The organism is Streptomyces sp. NPDC041200, assembly GCF_055591805.1.
This window is the reverse complement of the sequence record NZ_JBVIZF010000013.1, coordinates 30,990-44,478: the sequence shown is the minus strand read 5'-3', so window position 1 is coordinate 44,478 and position 13,489 is coordinate 30,990. Positions and strand designations below refer to the sequence as shown.

Below are 13,489 nucleotides of genomic sequence, written 5' to 3'. Positions count from 1 at the left end.
GTGATCAGGCTGTGACCGCCCGTTCAACCAACGCGAGCGCGCTCGCCAGGAGTTCTTCCCGGTCCGCGGCCGCTCCGCTGAGCCAGTGGACCCGCGGATCGCGGCGGAACCAGGAGTCCTGGCGGCGCGCGAACCGCTTGGTGGCGCGCACGGTCTCGGCGCGTGCCTCGTCCTCCGTGCACTCTCCGGCGAGGGCGGCGAGCACCTGCTGATAGCCGAGCGCCCGGGAGGCCGTACGCCCCTCCCGCAGCCCGGCCGCTTCGAGCCCCCTGACCTCGTCCACCAGCCCGGCCTCCCACATCCGGTCCACGCGCCCGGTGATCCGCTCGTCCAGCTCGGGCCGCTCGACGTCCACGCCGATCTGGAGGGTGTCGTAGACGGCCTCGTGACCGGGGAGGTTGGCGGTGAAGGGACGGCCGGTGATCTCTATGACCTCCAGCGCCCGCACCACCCGCCGGCCGTTGCTGGGCAGGATCGCCCGGCCCGCCTCGGGGTCGGCGGCCGCCAGCCGGGCGTGCAGGACTCCCGAACCCAGCTCCGTCAGCTCGGCTTCGAGCCTGGCCCGCACGGCGGGGTCGGTGCCCGGGAAGTCGAGCGCGTCGATCGCTCCGCGGATGTACAGGCCGGAGCCGCCGACCAGGACCGGCGTACGGCCCTCGGCGAGCAGCCGGTCCATCTCGGCGCGGGCCAGCCGCTGGTACTCGGCGACGCTGGCCGTCTGGGTGACGTCCCAGATGCCGAGCAGACGGTGCGGCACCCCCTTCCGCTCCTCCTCCGTCAGTTTGGCGGTGCCGATATCCATGCCCCGGTAGAGCTGCATGGAGTCGGCGTTGACGACCTCGCCGTCGAGGTGTCGGGCGAGCGCGACGCCCAAGTCGGACTTACCGGCCGCGGTGGGCCCGACGACGGCGATGACTCGCGGCGGATGGCCTGCTGTATTCACCCGCCCAGTCTCGCAAACCCCGGGGGCCTCCTCGAACGAGCGACGTGACGGGGGACGGCCGTGATCGTTGCCTGTTGCGAGGTTCCGAGGACCGGTTCGGGGGGCCGGTGCCCGCGAGCGGCGCAATGGGACGCTCCGAGCGGCAAGGGATTTCGCCCACACGAGTAGGCTATGGAGTAGATATGGGCGTGTTTTCCAGGTTTCGTCGTGCATCGAAGGAGACGAGCCGTTCGTTCGAAGCAGCGCCATCCGAGCAGTCCGCGGCCGACGCCGTGACCGCGGCACCGGCCCCCGGGGCCACCGCCGAGGCAGAGGCGGAGCCGGAGCGGAGCGAGGAGGGGGCCGCGACGGGCGAGGGGGCCGCGACGGGCGAGGGGGCGGCAGCCATCCCGAAGCAGCAGTCCGCGGCCGAGACGGCCGACAGCGAGGCCGGTGAGGGCGCCCGCACATAAGGGATCCGATGAGGGAAGGTGGCCCATGGGCCTGCTGGACAATCTCAAGGCCAAGGCCGGTGTCATGAAGGACCGGGCCGGCAGCTTCGCACAGCGGCACGAGGCCAGGATCGAGCAGGGTCTCGACAAGGCAGCCAAGAAGGTCGACACCAGGACCAAGGGCAAGTACAGCGCAAAGATCGAGACCGGCACGGACAAGGCGAAGGGCGCCCTCAACCGCCTCTCCCACCGGAACGAGGACCGAAGCGGGAGCGAGCGCAAGGACCAGAGCGGCGACAGCGCCTGACCCCCGCCGTTACGCGGCCGCGGAGCGGATGCATCGCGGCCGCGGCGGTCTTGTGCCCGGACCGCACCGCGCAGGTGGCCGGCGATGCCCGCGCTACGCCCAGCGGGCCACGAAATACCCCACGCCGTATGGCGCCTCGTCATACCGCAACTCCCCCTTCAGCCCCGCCCCTTCGGCCGCCCCCGCGAGCACCTGCAGCGGGGCGCGGCCAGCCGCCTTCAGCTCGCAGGCCAGCCGCTCGTCGAGCGCCGCGAGGGCCGCGGTGTCGGCCGCCGCCAGCGCACGCGCCAGCTCGGCGTCGAACGCGGCGGCGCGCTCGTCGAGATAGCCCGGTGCCTTCAGCGTCCGGCACGCGCTGCCGTCGCCCATCACCAGCAGCGCGACCCGCTCCGCCGACGCGGCGAGCTTCCTTCCGACATGGATACACCGCTCGGCCTCGAGAGGTTCCCCCACTCCCAGCCCCTCGACGGGAGAAACGTCCCACCCCGCGCGCTCCAGCAGCCAGGCGCCGACCGCCAGCGACGGCGGCAGCTGCCTGCCGGGCGCCCCGTCCCCGGCCACAGGCGCCCCGTCCCCGGCCACGGACGCCCCTTCCAGGGCCGCCCCGTCCCCGGTCTCGCCACCGTGTTCGGCACCTGTCGGCGCGGCGCCCCCGAGCCGTACCTCCACGTCCACGCCGAAGCCGCGGAACGATCCGGTCGCGCCCTGCGCGTGGGCCCCGCGTCCGGCCTGCTCCGCCGGTCCGGCCACGATCAGCCGCTCGGGCCGGGCCGCCGCGAGCGCCGCCACCGCGTCCAGGCAGGCCGCGCGCAGCGCGTCCAGCTCGGGGGCCGCTCCGGCGGCCACCTCGGGCACCAGCAGTGGCGGACACGGACAGACGGCGGCGGCGATCAGCATGATCGCCAGCCTATCCGGCGGGCTCGGGGCGGGGTGCCGAGTCCCACAGCAGCTCGGCCACCCTGAACCGGTAGCAGTAGTTGCCGGTCGCGGCCTCCAGGACCATCAGGAAGACGTCCCCGTCCCGGTACACCAGCGTCCGGTACGGGTTCACCGGGTGCCGGGGCTCGTACCGCAGCGCGCGCTCGCGCAGAGCCTCCAGCGCCTCCTCACGGCTCCCCCGGACATGGCCCAGCGCCGTGATCGAGTGGTTGCGGGCCCCCGGGCCCATGATCTGGAGGTAGTCCTCGACCAGCAGGCCCCACCATGTCGTCATTCCGTTCCCCCGTCGGTTCCGTGTGCCGCCGCGCCCGTCGCTCGGCGGTCGCGGCCGCAGCCCGTCAGTCGCAGCCGCAGCCCGTCGCGGGCGCCGGGGCAGGGGCGGGCACGCCGATGGTCGGCAGCCCCAGCATCACGCCCGCGGGCTTCTTCTCCCCGGCCGCGTTCCGCCGCTCCCAGGCGTCGCCCGCGCGCGTGCGCCGGACACCCCGGGCCGGGCCCTCGGCCAGCAGGTGGTGCGGCGCGGCGTAGGTGATGTCGACGGTGACGACGTCACCGGGGCGCACCGGCTCCTCGGGCCGGGAGAAGTGCACCAGGCGGTTGTCGGGGGCGCGGCCGGACAGCCGCCGGGTGGCGTCGTCCTTGCGGCCCTCGCCCTCGGCGACGAGCACCTCCAGGGTCCGGCCCACCTGCTTCTTGTTCTCCTCCCAGGAGATCTCCTCCTGGAGGGCGACCAGCCGCTCGTACCGCTCCTGGACGACCGCCTTCGGCAGCTGCCCGTCCATCTCGGCGGCGGGCGTTCCGGGCCGCTTGGAGTACTGGAAGGTGAACGCCTGGGCGAACCGCGCCTCGCGCACCACGTGCAGGGTCTGCTCGAAGTCCTCGTCCGTCTCGCCGGGGAAGCCGACGATGATGTCGGTCGAGATGGCGGCGTCCGGCATCGCGGCGCGCACCTTCTCGATGATGCCGAGGTAGCGCTCCTGCCGGTACGAGCGGCGCATCGCCTTCAGCACGGTGTCCGAGCCGGACTGCAGCGGCATGTGCAGCTGCGGCATCACGTTCTCGGTCTCCGCCATGGCGGCGATGACGTCGTCCGTGAAGTCGCGCGGATGCGGCGAGGTGAACCGGACCCGCTCCAGTCCCTCCACGTTCCCGCAGGCGCGCAGCAGCTTGCTGAACGCCTCACGGTCGCCGATGTCCGAGCCGTACGCGTTCACGTTCTGGCCGAGCAGGGTGATCTCGGTGACGCCCTCGGCGACCAGCGCCTCCACCTCGGCGAGGATGTCGCCCGGGCGGCGGTCCTTCTCCTTGCCGCGCAGCGCCGGGACGATGCAGAACGTGCAGGTGTTGTTGCAGCCGACGGAGATGGAGACCCACGCGGCGTACGCGGACTCGCGCCGGGTCGGAAGGGTGGAGGGGAAGGCTTCCAGCGACTCGGCGATCTCGACCTGGGCCTCTTCCTGGACCCGGGCGCGCTCCAGCAGCACCGGCAGGCTGCCGATGTTGTGGGTGCCGAAGACGACGTCGACCCAGGGGGCCTTCTTGACGATGGTGTCCCGGTCCTTCTGGGCCAGGCATCCGCCCACGGCGATCTGCATGCCCGGGCGCCGCGCCTTGATCGGTGCGAGCCTGCCGAGATTGCCGTACAGCCGGTTGTCGGCGTTCTCCCGCACCGCGCAGGTGTTGAAGACGACGATGTCGGCCTCGCCCTCACCAGTACTTTCGGGCGCGCGGACATAACCGGCGCCTTCCAGCAGGCCGGACAGGCGCTCGGAGTCGTGGACGTTCATCTGGCACCCGTAGGTGCGCACCTCGTAAGTCTTCGCACTCATCTCAATCGACCAGGGTACGTGCTCGTCCCGCTCCCCCGCCCCTCCCTTCCCGGGGCCCCTCCCTTCCTGGGACCGGGCCTGGCAGGATCCTGTCCATGGCCGTCAGTCTTCCGCGCCCGGACCGGCGCCGCGCCCTGCAGTCCGCCGCGGCGGGCGTCGTCGTCCTCGCACTGCTGCTCTGGTGGCTCCTGCCGGTCGGCGGCGGGGAGAAGCCCCGGGGGAAGGTGACCTTCGCGACGGGGGTCTCCACCGGCGTCTACCAGACCTACGGCGAAATGCTGAAGCGGGACCTGTCCCGGGACCTCCCCGATGTGGACGTCACGCTTCAGGAGACCCGGGGGTCGCCCGACAACGTGGAGCGGCTGGCGCGGGGCCGGGCCACCTTCGCCATCGCCGCCACCGACGCCGTCGCCGCCTACCACGGCAAGGACGCCGGGCGGCTGCGCGCCTGCGCGCGGCTGTACGACGACTACATGCAGCTGATCGTGCCGCGCGGCTCGAAGGTGCGCTCGGCGCGGGATCTGCGCGGCCTGCGGGTCGGCGTCGGGGACGACGGCTCGGGCGTGCAGCTGATCACTCGGGGGCTGCTCAAGGCCGCCGGGCTCGGCTTCGACAAGGACATCACGGCCGTGCGCTCCGGTATCGACACGATGCCGGAGCTGCTGCGGAAGGGGAAGCTGGACGCCTTCTTCTGGTCCGGCGGGCTGCCGACCACCGCGGTGCGCACCCTGGCCCAGATGTATCCGATCCGGCTCGTCCAGCTCGGTGACCTGACCGGTCCGCTGCACCGGCAGGGCGGGGTGACGCGCTACTACCGGGCAGCGACCGTGCCCGCCGACGCGTACCAGGAGATACGCCAGCCAGATGACGTCAAGACGATCGCGGTACCGAATCTCCTGGTCACGACGGACCGGGTGGACCCGGAGCTGGCGAAGGGCGTCACCCGCACGGTGATAGAGAACCGGGACCGCATCGGGGCGAAGGTGCACGCCGCGCAGAAGGTGGACCTGCGGACGGCCGTCTTCACCGACCCGCTGCCGCTGCACAAGGGCGCCGCGCGCTACTACCGCTCGGAGAAGCCGTAAGGCCCCGGGTCAGCAACGCGCCTCACTGCGGCTTGCTGCGCGGCACAGTGATGGTGACGCGCAGCCCGCGGGGCTCGTTGGGCGCGTAGTCCATGGTGGCGCCGCCCGCCGTGAGCAGCGCGCGGGAGATGGACAGGCCCAGCCCGGACCCCGAGACGTTCTGGTGCCGGTTGCTGCGCCAGAAGCGGTCGCCGACCCGGGACAGCTCGTCCTCGGTGAGGCCGGGGCCGCCGTCGGCGACGGTCAGGGCGATGGTCTCGCCGTCGGCCCGCGCCGAGACCTCGACGTGCGACCCCTGGGGCGTGAACTTCAGCGCGTTGTCGACGATCGCGTCCAGAGCGCTGGACAGCGCCACCGGATCGGCCCAGCCGGTGATGGCCGACGGGCCTGTATAGGCGAGGCCGACCTCCTCGCGCCCGGCGACCGGAAGCCAGGCGTCCACCCGGTCGGCGGCCAGTTCGGCGATATCGGTGAGCCGCAGGTCGGCCGCGGTGTGCTCGGCCAGCGCCAGGTCGAGGAGGTCGTCCAGGACGCGGGCCAGGCGCTTGCCCTCGGTGCGCACCGAGGCGATCTCCTCATGGCCGTCCGGCAGTTCCAGCGCCAGCAGCTCGATGCGCAGCAGCAGCGCGGAGAGCGGGTTGCGCAGCTGGTGGGAGGCGTCCGCGACGAAGGCCCGCTGCTGTTCCAGGACTTCCTCGACGTTGTCGGCCATCTCGTTGAACGAGCGGGCCAGCCGACGCAGCTCCGGCGGGCCCGAGGCGGCCGCGACCCGCGACTGCATGCGCCCGGTCGCGATGTCGTGCGTGGCGGTGTCCAGGATGCGTACGGGCCGCAGCACCCAGCCGGTGAGCCGGAACGCGGCCCCCACCGCGAGCAGCATCGCGGCGCACTCCCCGCCCGCGATGACCAGCCAGCCGTGCAGGATGCGCGAGCGCATCCTGCCGGTGGGCGAGTCGGTCACGACGACGGCCACCACGTCCCCGTCCCGTACGACGGGGGACGCGACCGTGAGCCTGCCCTGCTGCCAGGGCCACACCTGCGGCGGATCGTGGCTGCGGCGCCCGGCCAGGGCCTCGTCGAAGGCCTCGGCGCCGTTTCCGTTCCGGGGCAGCCGCCAGTCGGCGGGCGCCTTGGCCATCCGCAGTCCGTCGCGGTAGAACACCCCGGCCCGTATGCCGTACAGATCGTGGTAGCGCACGAGTTCCGAACTCAGCGTATTGAGCCGTTCGTTGCCCCCCTCACCCTCCTCGCCCGCCACGCCCCCCGGCCCCGCGGTGACGAACTGGGCGAGCGCGGCGAAGCGGGCGGTGTCGTCGATCCGGTCGACGACCACGCGCTGCTGTTCACGGGCGGCCAGGCTCCCGGCGAGCGGGAAGCCGAGCGCCAGCAGGACGCCCGCCATGAGGACGATCAGCAGCGGGAGGAGGCGAGTGCGCACGCGTAATGCCCTGGCCGCTCAGCCGACCGGGGCGACGAGACGGTAGCCCACGCCGCGGACCGTCTCGATCAGGGCGGGCATGTGCAGCTTGGAGCGGAGCGAGGCGATGTGCACCTCCAGGGTGCGCCCGGTCCCCTCCCAGCTGGTGCGCCACACCTCGCTGATGATCTGCTCACGGCGGAAGACCACGCCGGGGCGCTGGGCGAGCAGCGCGAGCAGGTCGAACTCCTTGCGGGTGAGCGAGATCGTCGCGCCGTCGACCGAGACCTGCCGGGTGGGCAGTTCGATGGTGACCGGGCCGAGCCGCAGCGGCGGCTGCGGGCCTTCCCCGCCCTCTTCAGTACCCGCCCCGGCACCGGAGTCGGAGGGGAGGGTACGCCTGCTGACGGCGTGGATGCGGGCGAGCAGCTCCATGGTGTCGTACGGCTTGACCACGTAGTCATCCGCGCCGAGGTTGAGCCCGTGTATGCGGGACCGTACGTCGGAGCGCGCGGTCACCATGATCACGGGCGTCGCGGTGAGCTTGCGGATCCGTCCGCACACCTCGAAGCCGTCCTGGTCCGGCAGTCCGAGGTCGAGGAGCACAACGCCGAAGGGCGCGCCCGCGCCGGGCAGCAGCGCCTGCAGCGCCTCCTCACCGCTGCGGGCGTGGGTGACGTCGAAGCCATGCCGGGACAGCACCGCGGACAGGGCCGCGGCGACATGGTTGTCATCCTCGACGAGCAGCAGCCTCACCAGCCCCTCCTCCACCTTCCACCTCATGGGTTACGCGACTCAGGTGCGCGCGGCCCGAACGTGACCGAAGACACGGCCCCAAGGAATCCACTCCGATCCACGCGCCGGCGTCAAGACGCATACAGTCACGGGGAGGTTTCCGTTATGCAGCCGGTACGACGCCCTTAGGGCCCCTTACACAGTGTGCCGGGCCGAGGCCAGATCGTTATCCTCAATTTCCGCTCAGATGTAATGACGCTGATCGTGGCTGCTCATTAATGTCCTCCCAACCAAGGAGGACGGGAGCGGAAAGCCGAATGAGCGAAGTATCGGTGGCCAAGGACGCCGCACCAGTGGCGGACGCGTTGGTCGCGCTGTCCGGAGTCAATAAGCACTTTGGCGCGCTGCATGTCCTCCAGGACATCGACCTGACCATATCCCGCGGCGAGGTGGTCGTCGTCATCGGACCGTCGGGGTCCGGAAAGTCCACGCTGTGCCGCACGATCAACCGGCTGGAGACGATCGACGCCGGTTCCATCACGATCGACGGCAAGCCGCTGCCCCAGGAGGGCAGGGAGCTGGCCCGCCTGCGCGCGGACGTCGGCATGGTGTTCCAGTCCTTCAACCTCTTCGCGCACAAGACGGTGCTCGAGAACGTGATGCTGGGCCAGATCAAGGTCCGTAAGGCCGACAAGAAGGCCGCCGAGGACAAGGCCCGCAAGCTGCTCGACCGGGTGGGCGTAGGCGCCCAGGCCGACAAGTACCCCGCCCAGCTCTCCGGCGGCCAGCAGCAGCGCGTGGCGATCGCCCGGGCGCTGGCCATGGACCCGAAGGTGATGCTCTTCGACGAGCCGACCTCGGCGCTCGACCCGGAGATGATCAACGAGGTGCTGGAGGTCATGCAGCAGCTCGCCCGGGACGGCATGACGATGGTCGTCGTCACCCACGAGATGGGCTTCGCGCGCTCCGCCGCGAACCGCGTGGTCTTCATGTCGGACGGCCGGATCGTCGAAGAGGCCGAGCCGGACCAGTTCTTCAACAACCCGCGCAGCGACCGGGCCAAGGACTTCCTCTCGAAGATCCTCCACCACTGAGCCGCCGAGCCACTGAGCCGCCGAGCCAGTGAGTCAGTGAGCCCGCTACGGCGCACCAAGTTTGCGATGACGTCAAGTCCGCGAAGACGTACGGAACCAAGGATGGGGCAGCACCATGAGGATGCGTAACACGGCAGCGGCCGCAGCGGTGGCACTCGCTCTGGCGGCGACCGCGACCGCCTGTGGCGGCGAGAAGGGCACCGCCGGCGACAAGCCGAAGGGCGGCGAGGTCTACGACGGCTCGTACACGGTCGCCAAGGACGTGAAGCTGGACTCGCCGACCCTGGAGGCGGCGCAGAAGCGCGGCAAGATCGTCATCGGTGCCAAGGCCGACCAGCCCTTCCTGGGCTTCGTGGACACCGAGGGCAAGCGCACCGGCTTCGACATCGAGATCGCCAAGATGGTCGCCGCCGACCTCGGCTTCTCCGCGGACAAGATCACCTTCAAGACGGTCGACTCCAACGTCCGCGAGACCTCCATCTCCAAGGGTCAGGTCGACTACTACGTCGGCACCTACACGATCAACGACGAGCGCAAGAAGCAGGTCGGCTTCGCGGGCCCGTACTACAAGGCCGGCGCCGACCTGCTGGTCCGCAAGGACGAGAAGGGCATCACCGGCCCGGACAGCGTCAAGGGCAAGAAGATCTGCTCGATCGTCGGCTCCACTCCGCTCCAGGAGATCAAGAAGCCGAAGTACGGGGCCAAGACCACCGAGCTGAGCAAGTACTCGCTCTGCGTCAAGCAGCTCCTCGACGGCCAGGTCGACGCGGTCACCACCGACGACGCGATCCTCAAGGGCTACGCGGCCCAGCGGCCCAGCAAGCTCAAGCTGGTCGGCAAGCCGTTCACCGAGGAGCCGTACGGCATCGGGATGAACAAGAGCGACAAGGCGCTGCGCGACGCGATCACCGACTCGCTCGAGAAGCACATCAAGAACGGTGACTACAAGAAGGCGTACGAAGGCACGCTCGGCAAGTCCGGCTCCTCCTACGTCGCGCCGAAGACCCCGCTGCCCCGCTACTGAGCGGTCCGGCACCCGGTCCCCGGTCCCCCGTTCACCCGTGAAGCCGGTGCGCTCCGCACGCCGCTGACCCGACCGCTACCGCGGAGAATCGATGAACGTACTCCTCGATCATTTGCCCCAGTTCCGTGAAGGGTTCCTCGGAACCCTCGCCCTCACGGCGGCCAGTGCGGCGCTCGCCCTCGTCCTGGGCATCATCATGGCCGGCTTCCGGGTGTCCCCCATTCCGCCGCTGCGCGCCTTCGGCACGGCGTGGGTCACCCTGTTGCGCAACACCCCGCTGACCCTGCTGTTCCTGATCGCCTTCTTCGTGGTCCCGCAGATCTTCTTCCCGGGAACGAGTCCGTTCGTTCTCGCGATGATAGCGCTGGGCTGCTACACGTCGTCCTTCGTCTGCGAGGCCGTGCGGTCCGGTATCAACACCGTGCCGCTCGGCCAGGCGGAGGCCGCCCGCAGCCTGGGCATGACCTTCACCCAGACACTGCGGATGATCGTCCTTCCGCAGGCCACCCGGACCGTGATTCCTCCCATGAGCAGCATCTTCATCGCTCTGACGAAGAACTCGGCCATCGCGGGGGCCTTCAGCAACACCGAACTGTTCAACGTCTCGAAGCTGCTCAGTGACAAGGGCTTCGCGATCGGGTGGATCTTCCTGTGGATCGCCCTGTGCTACCTCGTCATCACCTTCACCATCAGCGGTGCCTTCCGACTGCTGGAGAGCCGTCTGGAGGTGGCCCGATGAGCGCGAGCGTCCTGTACGACGCGCCCGGCCCCAAGGCCCGTATCCGCAACCGCGTCTACTCGGTCATCGGCAGCCTCGCCGTCCTCGGACTGATCGTCTTCACCATTCTGCGGCTGAACGCCAAGGGCCAGTTCGCACCGGAGATGTGGGACATCTTCAACAACGCTGGTGTGCGGACCAGCATCCGCGACGGCGTGCTCACCACCCTCCAGGTGTTCGCCGTGGCGGCCGTGCTCTCACTGGTCCTGGGCGTCCTGCTCGCGGTCGCCCGGCTCTCGGACCACAAGCCGGTGCGCTGGCTCGCCACCGGGTTCATCGAGCTGTTCCGGGCCATCCCGCTGCTGATCACCATCTACGTGCTGTGGGTGCTCTTCCTCACCTACCGGACCGACCTCGGCCTCACCGGCGACAGCACCGGCTTCTGGGCGCTGGTCGTCGGGCTGACGGTCTACAACGGCTCGGTGCAGGCCGAGGTGTTGCGAGCGGGCATCAACTCGGTGCCCCGCGGGCAGCGTGAGGCCGCCTACGCCCTCGGTATGAGCAAGACCCAGGTCATGACGACGGTCCTGGTCCCGCAGGCCGTCCGGGCGATGCTGCCGACCATCATCAGCCAGCTCGTGGTGACCCTGAAGGACACCTCGCTCGGCTACGTCATCACCTACCAGGAGCTGCTGTTCCAGCTCCAGCAGCTCGCCGCGAACATCGTCGTCAACGACGACAACCCGTACGTCCCGGTGATCATCGTCGGGGGCACCATCTACATCGCGATGTGTCTGGCCCTCTCCGCCCTGGCCACCTGGATCGAACGGCGCGGCCGTCGCGCCAAGACCGGCATCCCGGTCGCGGACGCCGCCCAGCCGCTCGCTGCCGTCGACGCGCTCGACTCCGTGGACCAGCCCGCGCCGGAGCAGCCTGTGGGCAAGACCGACTGAGGCAAGCGGGTCCTGACGGGCGGTGGCGCGCGCGCCACCGCCCGTCGCCGCTTGACGCGGGCACTCGCAGTCGGTTGCATGCTTTCTGTGATCGCTCACCGGGTTTCAACTGCCAGTTTCCGTACGTCACGTACGCCCCACAGGGCCATGGGAACCGCGCCGTGGACCCGGTGATCGTCGCCGGGGCGGGCCCGGTCGGGCTCACCCTGGCCCTCGCACTCGCCCGTCTGGACGTCCCCGTCGTGCTGCTCGACGAGACGGCCGGGGGCGACGAGCCGCGCCTGGCCCGTACCGTCGTGCTGCGCCCGGACACCGCCGCCCTGCTGGAGCGGCTCGGCTGCCGGGCCACCGCCGGTGCGCGGCCGTGGACGGGGTGGCGCACGATGCGCCGGCGCCAGCTCGTCCGGCACGTGCCCCTGGAGCCCGGCCCGCTCTTCGGCGCCCCTCACCCGGCGGCGCACGCCCCCCAGAACAGCGACCGGCAGGACGGCGGCGCGCTGGACGGCCATGGTGGTGAGCCCGAGGCGCCGGTGTCCTCGCCGCTGCATCTGCCGCAGCACGAGCTGACCCGCGCACTGCGGGCGGCGCTGGCCGCCCTCGGTGACGAGGACCTCGTACGGATCGTCCCCGGCACCCGGATCGAGACCGTGGAGCAGGACGCGCGCGGGGTGAGCGTTCGGACCCGGGGCGCCCAGGCCACCTGGTGGCGCGGCAGCCATCTGGTCGGCTGCGACGGCCCCCGGTCCACCGTCCGCAAGCAGCTGGGCGTGCGCTTCCCCGGCCGTACGGCGGTGGAACGGCACGCCGTCGCCGCCCTGCGCGCCGAGCTGCCCTGGCCCGGCGAGGCCGTCCTGCACCGCTCGCCGCCGTGGCGCAGCATCGACGCCGAGGTGACCGCCCGGCCGCTGCCGCACGGCGTCTGGCGGATCGACTGGCTGCTCCCGCCGGGCCGTGACCTCGTCACCCCGGACGCCCTGATGGTCCGGGTGCGCGACACCCTCGCGGGGTGGTGCGAGGAGACCGCGATCCCCTACGAGCTTCTGGACACCGGCGTGCACACCGTGCACCACCGGCTCGCCCGGCGCTGGCGCGTGGGCCGCGCCTTCCTCGCCGGGGACGCCGCCCATCTGCACGGCGCCCTGGGCACCCAGGGGCTCGAAGAAGGGCTGCGGGACGTCGGCAACCTGGCCTGGAAGCTGTCCCTGGCCTGGCACCACGGCGCCTCCGACGCCCTGCTCGACAGCTACCAGGCGGAGCGGCGGACGGCCGTCGCCGCGCGGCTGCGCACCGCCGACCAGGCGCTGCCACTGGTCCGCGCGGCCGGGGGGTGGCGCGCGGTACGGCGCACGGTGCTGCCCGGCGGCACGCGCGGCCATGACGCGCTGCTCACCGACGGTCACCTCGGCCATGGCCCGCTGGGCGCGCCCCCCGTCTACAGCAGCTCCCCGCTGACCCCCGCGGCGCCCCCGGAGGGCTCCGTCACGGTGGGCACGCCGACCGGGGCGCCGGTGGCCGACGTCCGCGTGACCGCCCCGGACGGCGCGGTGGTGCGGCTGCGGGAGCGGCTGGGCCGGGAGCTGCTGGTGGTGCTGGTCGCCCCGGGTACCGGGGTGTGGGACCGCCGCCACTGGATGCGCGCCGGGCTGATGCCCCGGCTGGCGGCGGCCGTCTCGGCCCTGCCGATGCGTACGGAACTGCTGGTCGCCGAGGAGTACCCGGGGGCTCCGGCCCACACGGTGCTGCTGGTGCGGCCGGACGGTCATCTCGCCGCGGCACTCTCCGGCGTACGGCCCGCCGAGCTGTACGCGTGCGCGGACGCGGCGCGGGGCGGGGACACCGCCCGGGGCGCGGACGCGGAGCAGCGAGACCAGCGGGACACAGAGGCCACGGCGCGCCGGTAGTCACCTCGGTAGTGAGGCGTCTGTCACGCGCCCCCGTGCCCTTCATGGCGCTGACGTCGTACGCCGGTACATGAGCCGCCCGGGACCGCACCCGGGACGATTGACCTTCCCAT

General features: G+C 71.4%; 14 protein-coding genes. 8 read left to right on the top strand and 6 right to left on the bottom strand.

Annotated elements, in window-relative coordinates; genetic code table 11:
• Positions 1-4 precede the first annotated feature (4 nt).
• Positions 5-943, bottom strand: coding sequence for a tRNA (adenosine(37)-N6)-dimethylallyltransferase MiaA (miaA, locus tag ACZ6CL_RS26055; protein WP_468939408.1), 939 nt, complete (start codon positions 941-943; stop codon positions 5-7).
• Positions 944-1,215: 272 nt separating this feature from the next.
• Between miaA and ACZ6CL_RS26050 the strand changes: the two genes are divergently transcribed.
• On the top strand, positions 1,216-1,395 hold the full coding sequence (locus ACZ6CL_RS26050) for a gliding motility protein (RefSeq protein WP_468939406.1): 180 nt from the start codon (positions 1,216-1,218) through the stop codon (positions 1,393-1,395).
• Between the two features lie 25 nt (positions 1,396-1,420).
• The gene (locus ACZ6CL_RS26045) at positions 1,421-1,681 is read left to right on the top strand and encodes an antitoxin (protein ID WP_468939404.1); all 261 of its coding nucleotides are present in this window, start codon (positions 1,421-1,423) and stop codon (positions 1,679-1,681) included.
• Between the two features lie 93 nt (positions 1,682-1,774).
• Here ACZ6CL_RS26045 and ACZ6CL_RS26040 read toward each other — a convergent pair whose 3' ends face one another.
• The 3 genes from ACZ6CL_RS26040 to miaB form a co-directional block, all read right to left on the bottom strand.
• The gene (locus ACZ6CL_RS26040; protein WP_468939402.1) at positions 1,775-2,578 is read right to left on the bottom strand and encodes a class III extradiol dioxygenase subunit B-like domain-containing protein; all 804 of its coding nucleotides are present in this window, start codon (positions 2,576-2,578) and stop codon (positions 1,775-1,777) included.
• Positions 2,579-2,588: 10 nt separating this feature from the next.
• Positions 2,589-2,894: a hypothetical protein gene (locus tag ACZ6CL_RS26035; RefSeq protein ID WP_468939401.1), complete on the bottom strand. Its 306-nt coding sequence runs from the start codon at positions 2,892-2,894 to the stop codon at positions 2,589-2,591.
• A gap of 64 nt (positions 2,895-2,958) precedes the next feature.
• Positions 2,959-4,449 (bottom strand): tRNA (N6-isopentenyl adenosine(37)-C2)-methylthiotransferase MiaB, encoded by a 1,491-nt coding sequence (gene miaB / locus ACZ6CL_RS26030; RefSeq protein ID WP_468939400.1) that lies wholly within the window; start codon positions 4,447-4,449, stop codon positions 2,959-2,961.
• Positions 4,450-4,544: 95 nt separating this feature from the next.
• Between miaB and ACZ6CL_RS26025 the strand changes: the two genes are divergently transcribed.
• On the top strand, positions 4,545-5,534 hold the full coding sequence (locus ACZ6CL_RS26025) for a TAXI family TRAP transporter solute-binding subunit (RefSeq protein WP_468939398.1): 990 nt from the start codon (positions 4,545-4,547) through the stop codon (positions 5,532-5,534).
• 22 nt (positions 5,535-5,556) lie between these two features.
• Here the strand turns inward: ACZ6CL_RS26025 and ACZ6CL_RS26020 are convergent, their stop codons facing one another.
• The gene (locus tag ACZ6CL_RS26020) at positions 5,557-6,972 is read right to left on the bottom strand and encodes a sensor histidine kinase (RefSeq protein WP_468939396.1); all 1,416 of its coding nucleotides are present in this window, start codon (positions 6,970-6,972) and stop codon (positions 5,557-5,559) included.
• An 18-nt stretch (positions 6,973-6,990) separates the two neighbouring features.
• Positions 6,991-7,707, bottom strand: coding sequence for a response regulator transcription factor (locus ACZ6CL_RS26015; protein ID WP_468939394.1), 717 nt, complete (start codon positions 7,705-7,707; stop codon positions 6,991-6,993).
• A 296-nt stretch (positions 7,708-8,003) separates the two neighbouring features.
• On the opposite strand from ACZ6CL_RS26015, the gene ACZ6CL_RS26010 reads away from it, so the two are divergent.
• The 5 genes from ACZ6CL_RS26010 (at position 8,004) to ACZ6CL_RS25990 (ending at position 13,376) form a co-directional block, all read left to right on the top strand.
• Complete coding sequence (locus ACZ6CL_RS26010) at positions 8,004-8,780, top strand: amino acid ABC transporter ATP-binding protein (protein ID WP_468939392.1); 777 nt, start codon at positions 8,004-8,006, stop codon at positions 8,778-8,780.
• Positions 8,781-8,895: 115 nt separating this feature from the next.
• Positions 8,896-9,804: a glutamate ABC transporter substrate-binding protein gene (locus ACZ6CL_RS26005; RefSeq protein WP_468939390.1), complete on the top strand. Its 909-nt coding sequence runs from the start codon at positions 8,896-8,898 to the stop codon at positions 9,802-9,804.
• A gap of 91 nt (positions 9,805-9,895) precedes the next feature.
• Positions 9,896-10,543, top strand: a complete 648-nt coding sequence (locus ACZ6CL_RS26000) for an amino acid ABC transporter permease (RefSeq protein WP_468939388.1) — start codon at positions 9,896-9,898, stop codon at positions 10,541-10,543.
• The gene (locus tag ACZ6CL_RS25995) at positions 10,540-11,475 is read left to right on the top strand and encodes an amino acid ABC transporter permease (protein ID WP_468939386.1); all 936 of its coding nucleotides are present in this window, start codon (positions 10,540-10,542) and stop codon (positions 11,473-11,475) included. Before ACZ6CL_RS26000 ends, ACZ6CL_RS25995 begins: the two co-directional genes overlap by 4 nt.
• 161 nt (positions 11,476-11,636) lie before the next feature.
• Positions 11,637-13,376 carry an FAD-dependent monooxygenase gene (locus ACZ6CL_RS25990; protein ID WP_468939383.1) on the top strand — a complete coding sequence of 580 codons (1,740 nt, stop codon included), beginning with the start codon at positions 11,637-11,639 and terminating at the stop codon, positions 13,374-13,376.
• The last annotated feature ends 113 nt before the right edge of the window (positions 13,377-13,489 follow it).

Excerpts from the sequence above, each read along its gene's own strand:
- ACZ6CL_RS26045 (WP_468939404.1), top strand. The coding sequence starts at position 1,421 with ATGGGCCTGCTGGACAATCTCAAGGCCAAGGCCGGTGTCATGAAGGAC.
- ACZ6CL_RS26040 (WP_468939402.1), bottom strand. The coding sequence starts at position 2,578 with ATGCTGATCGCCGCCGCCGTCTGTCCGTGTCCGCCACTGCTGGTGCCC.
- ACZ6CL_RS26035 (WP_468939401.1), bottom strand. The coding sequence starts at position 2,894 with ATGACGACATGGTGGGGCCTGCTGGTCGAGGACTACCTCCAGATCATG.
- miaB (WP_468939400.1), bottom strand. The coding sequence starts at position 4,449 with ATGAGTGCGAAGACTTACGAGGTGCGCACCTACGGGTGCCAGATGAAC.
- ACZ6CL_RS26025 (WP_468939398.1), top strand. The coding sequence starts at position 4,545 with ATGGCCGTCAGTCTTCCGCGCCCGGACCGGCGCCGCGCCCTGCAGTCC.
- ACZ6CL_RS26010 (WP_468939392.1), top strand. The coding sequence starts at position 8,004 with ATGAGCGAAGTATCGGTGGCCAAGGACGCCGCACCAGTGGCGGACGCG.
- ACZ6CL_RS26005 (WP_468939390.1), top strand. The coding sequence starts at position 8,896 with ATGAGGATGCGTAACACGGCAGCGGCCGCAGCGGTGGCACTCGCTCTG.
- ACZ6CL_RS26000 (WP_468939388.1), top strand. The coding sequence starts at position 9,896 with ATGAACGTACTCCTCGATCATTTGCCCCAGTTCCGTGAAGGGTTCCTC.
- ACZ6CL_RS25995 (WP_468939386.1), top strand. The coding sequence starts at position 10,540 with ATGAGCGCGAGCGTCCTGTACGACGCGCCCGGCCCCAAGGCCCGTATC.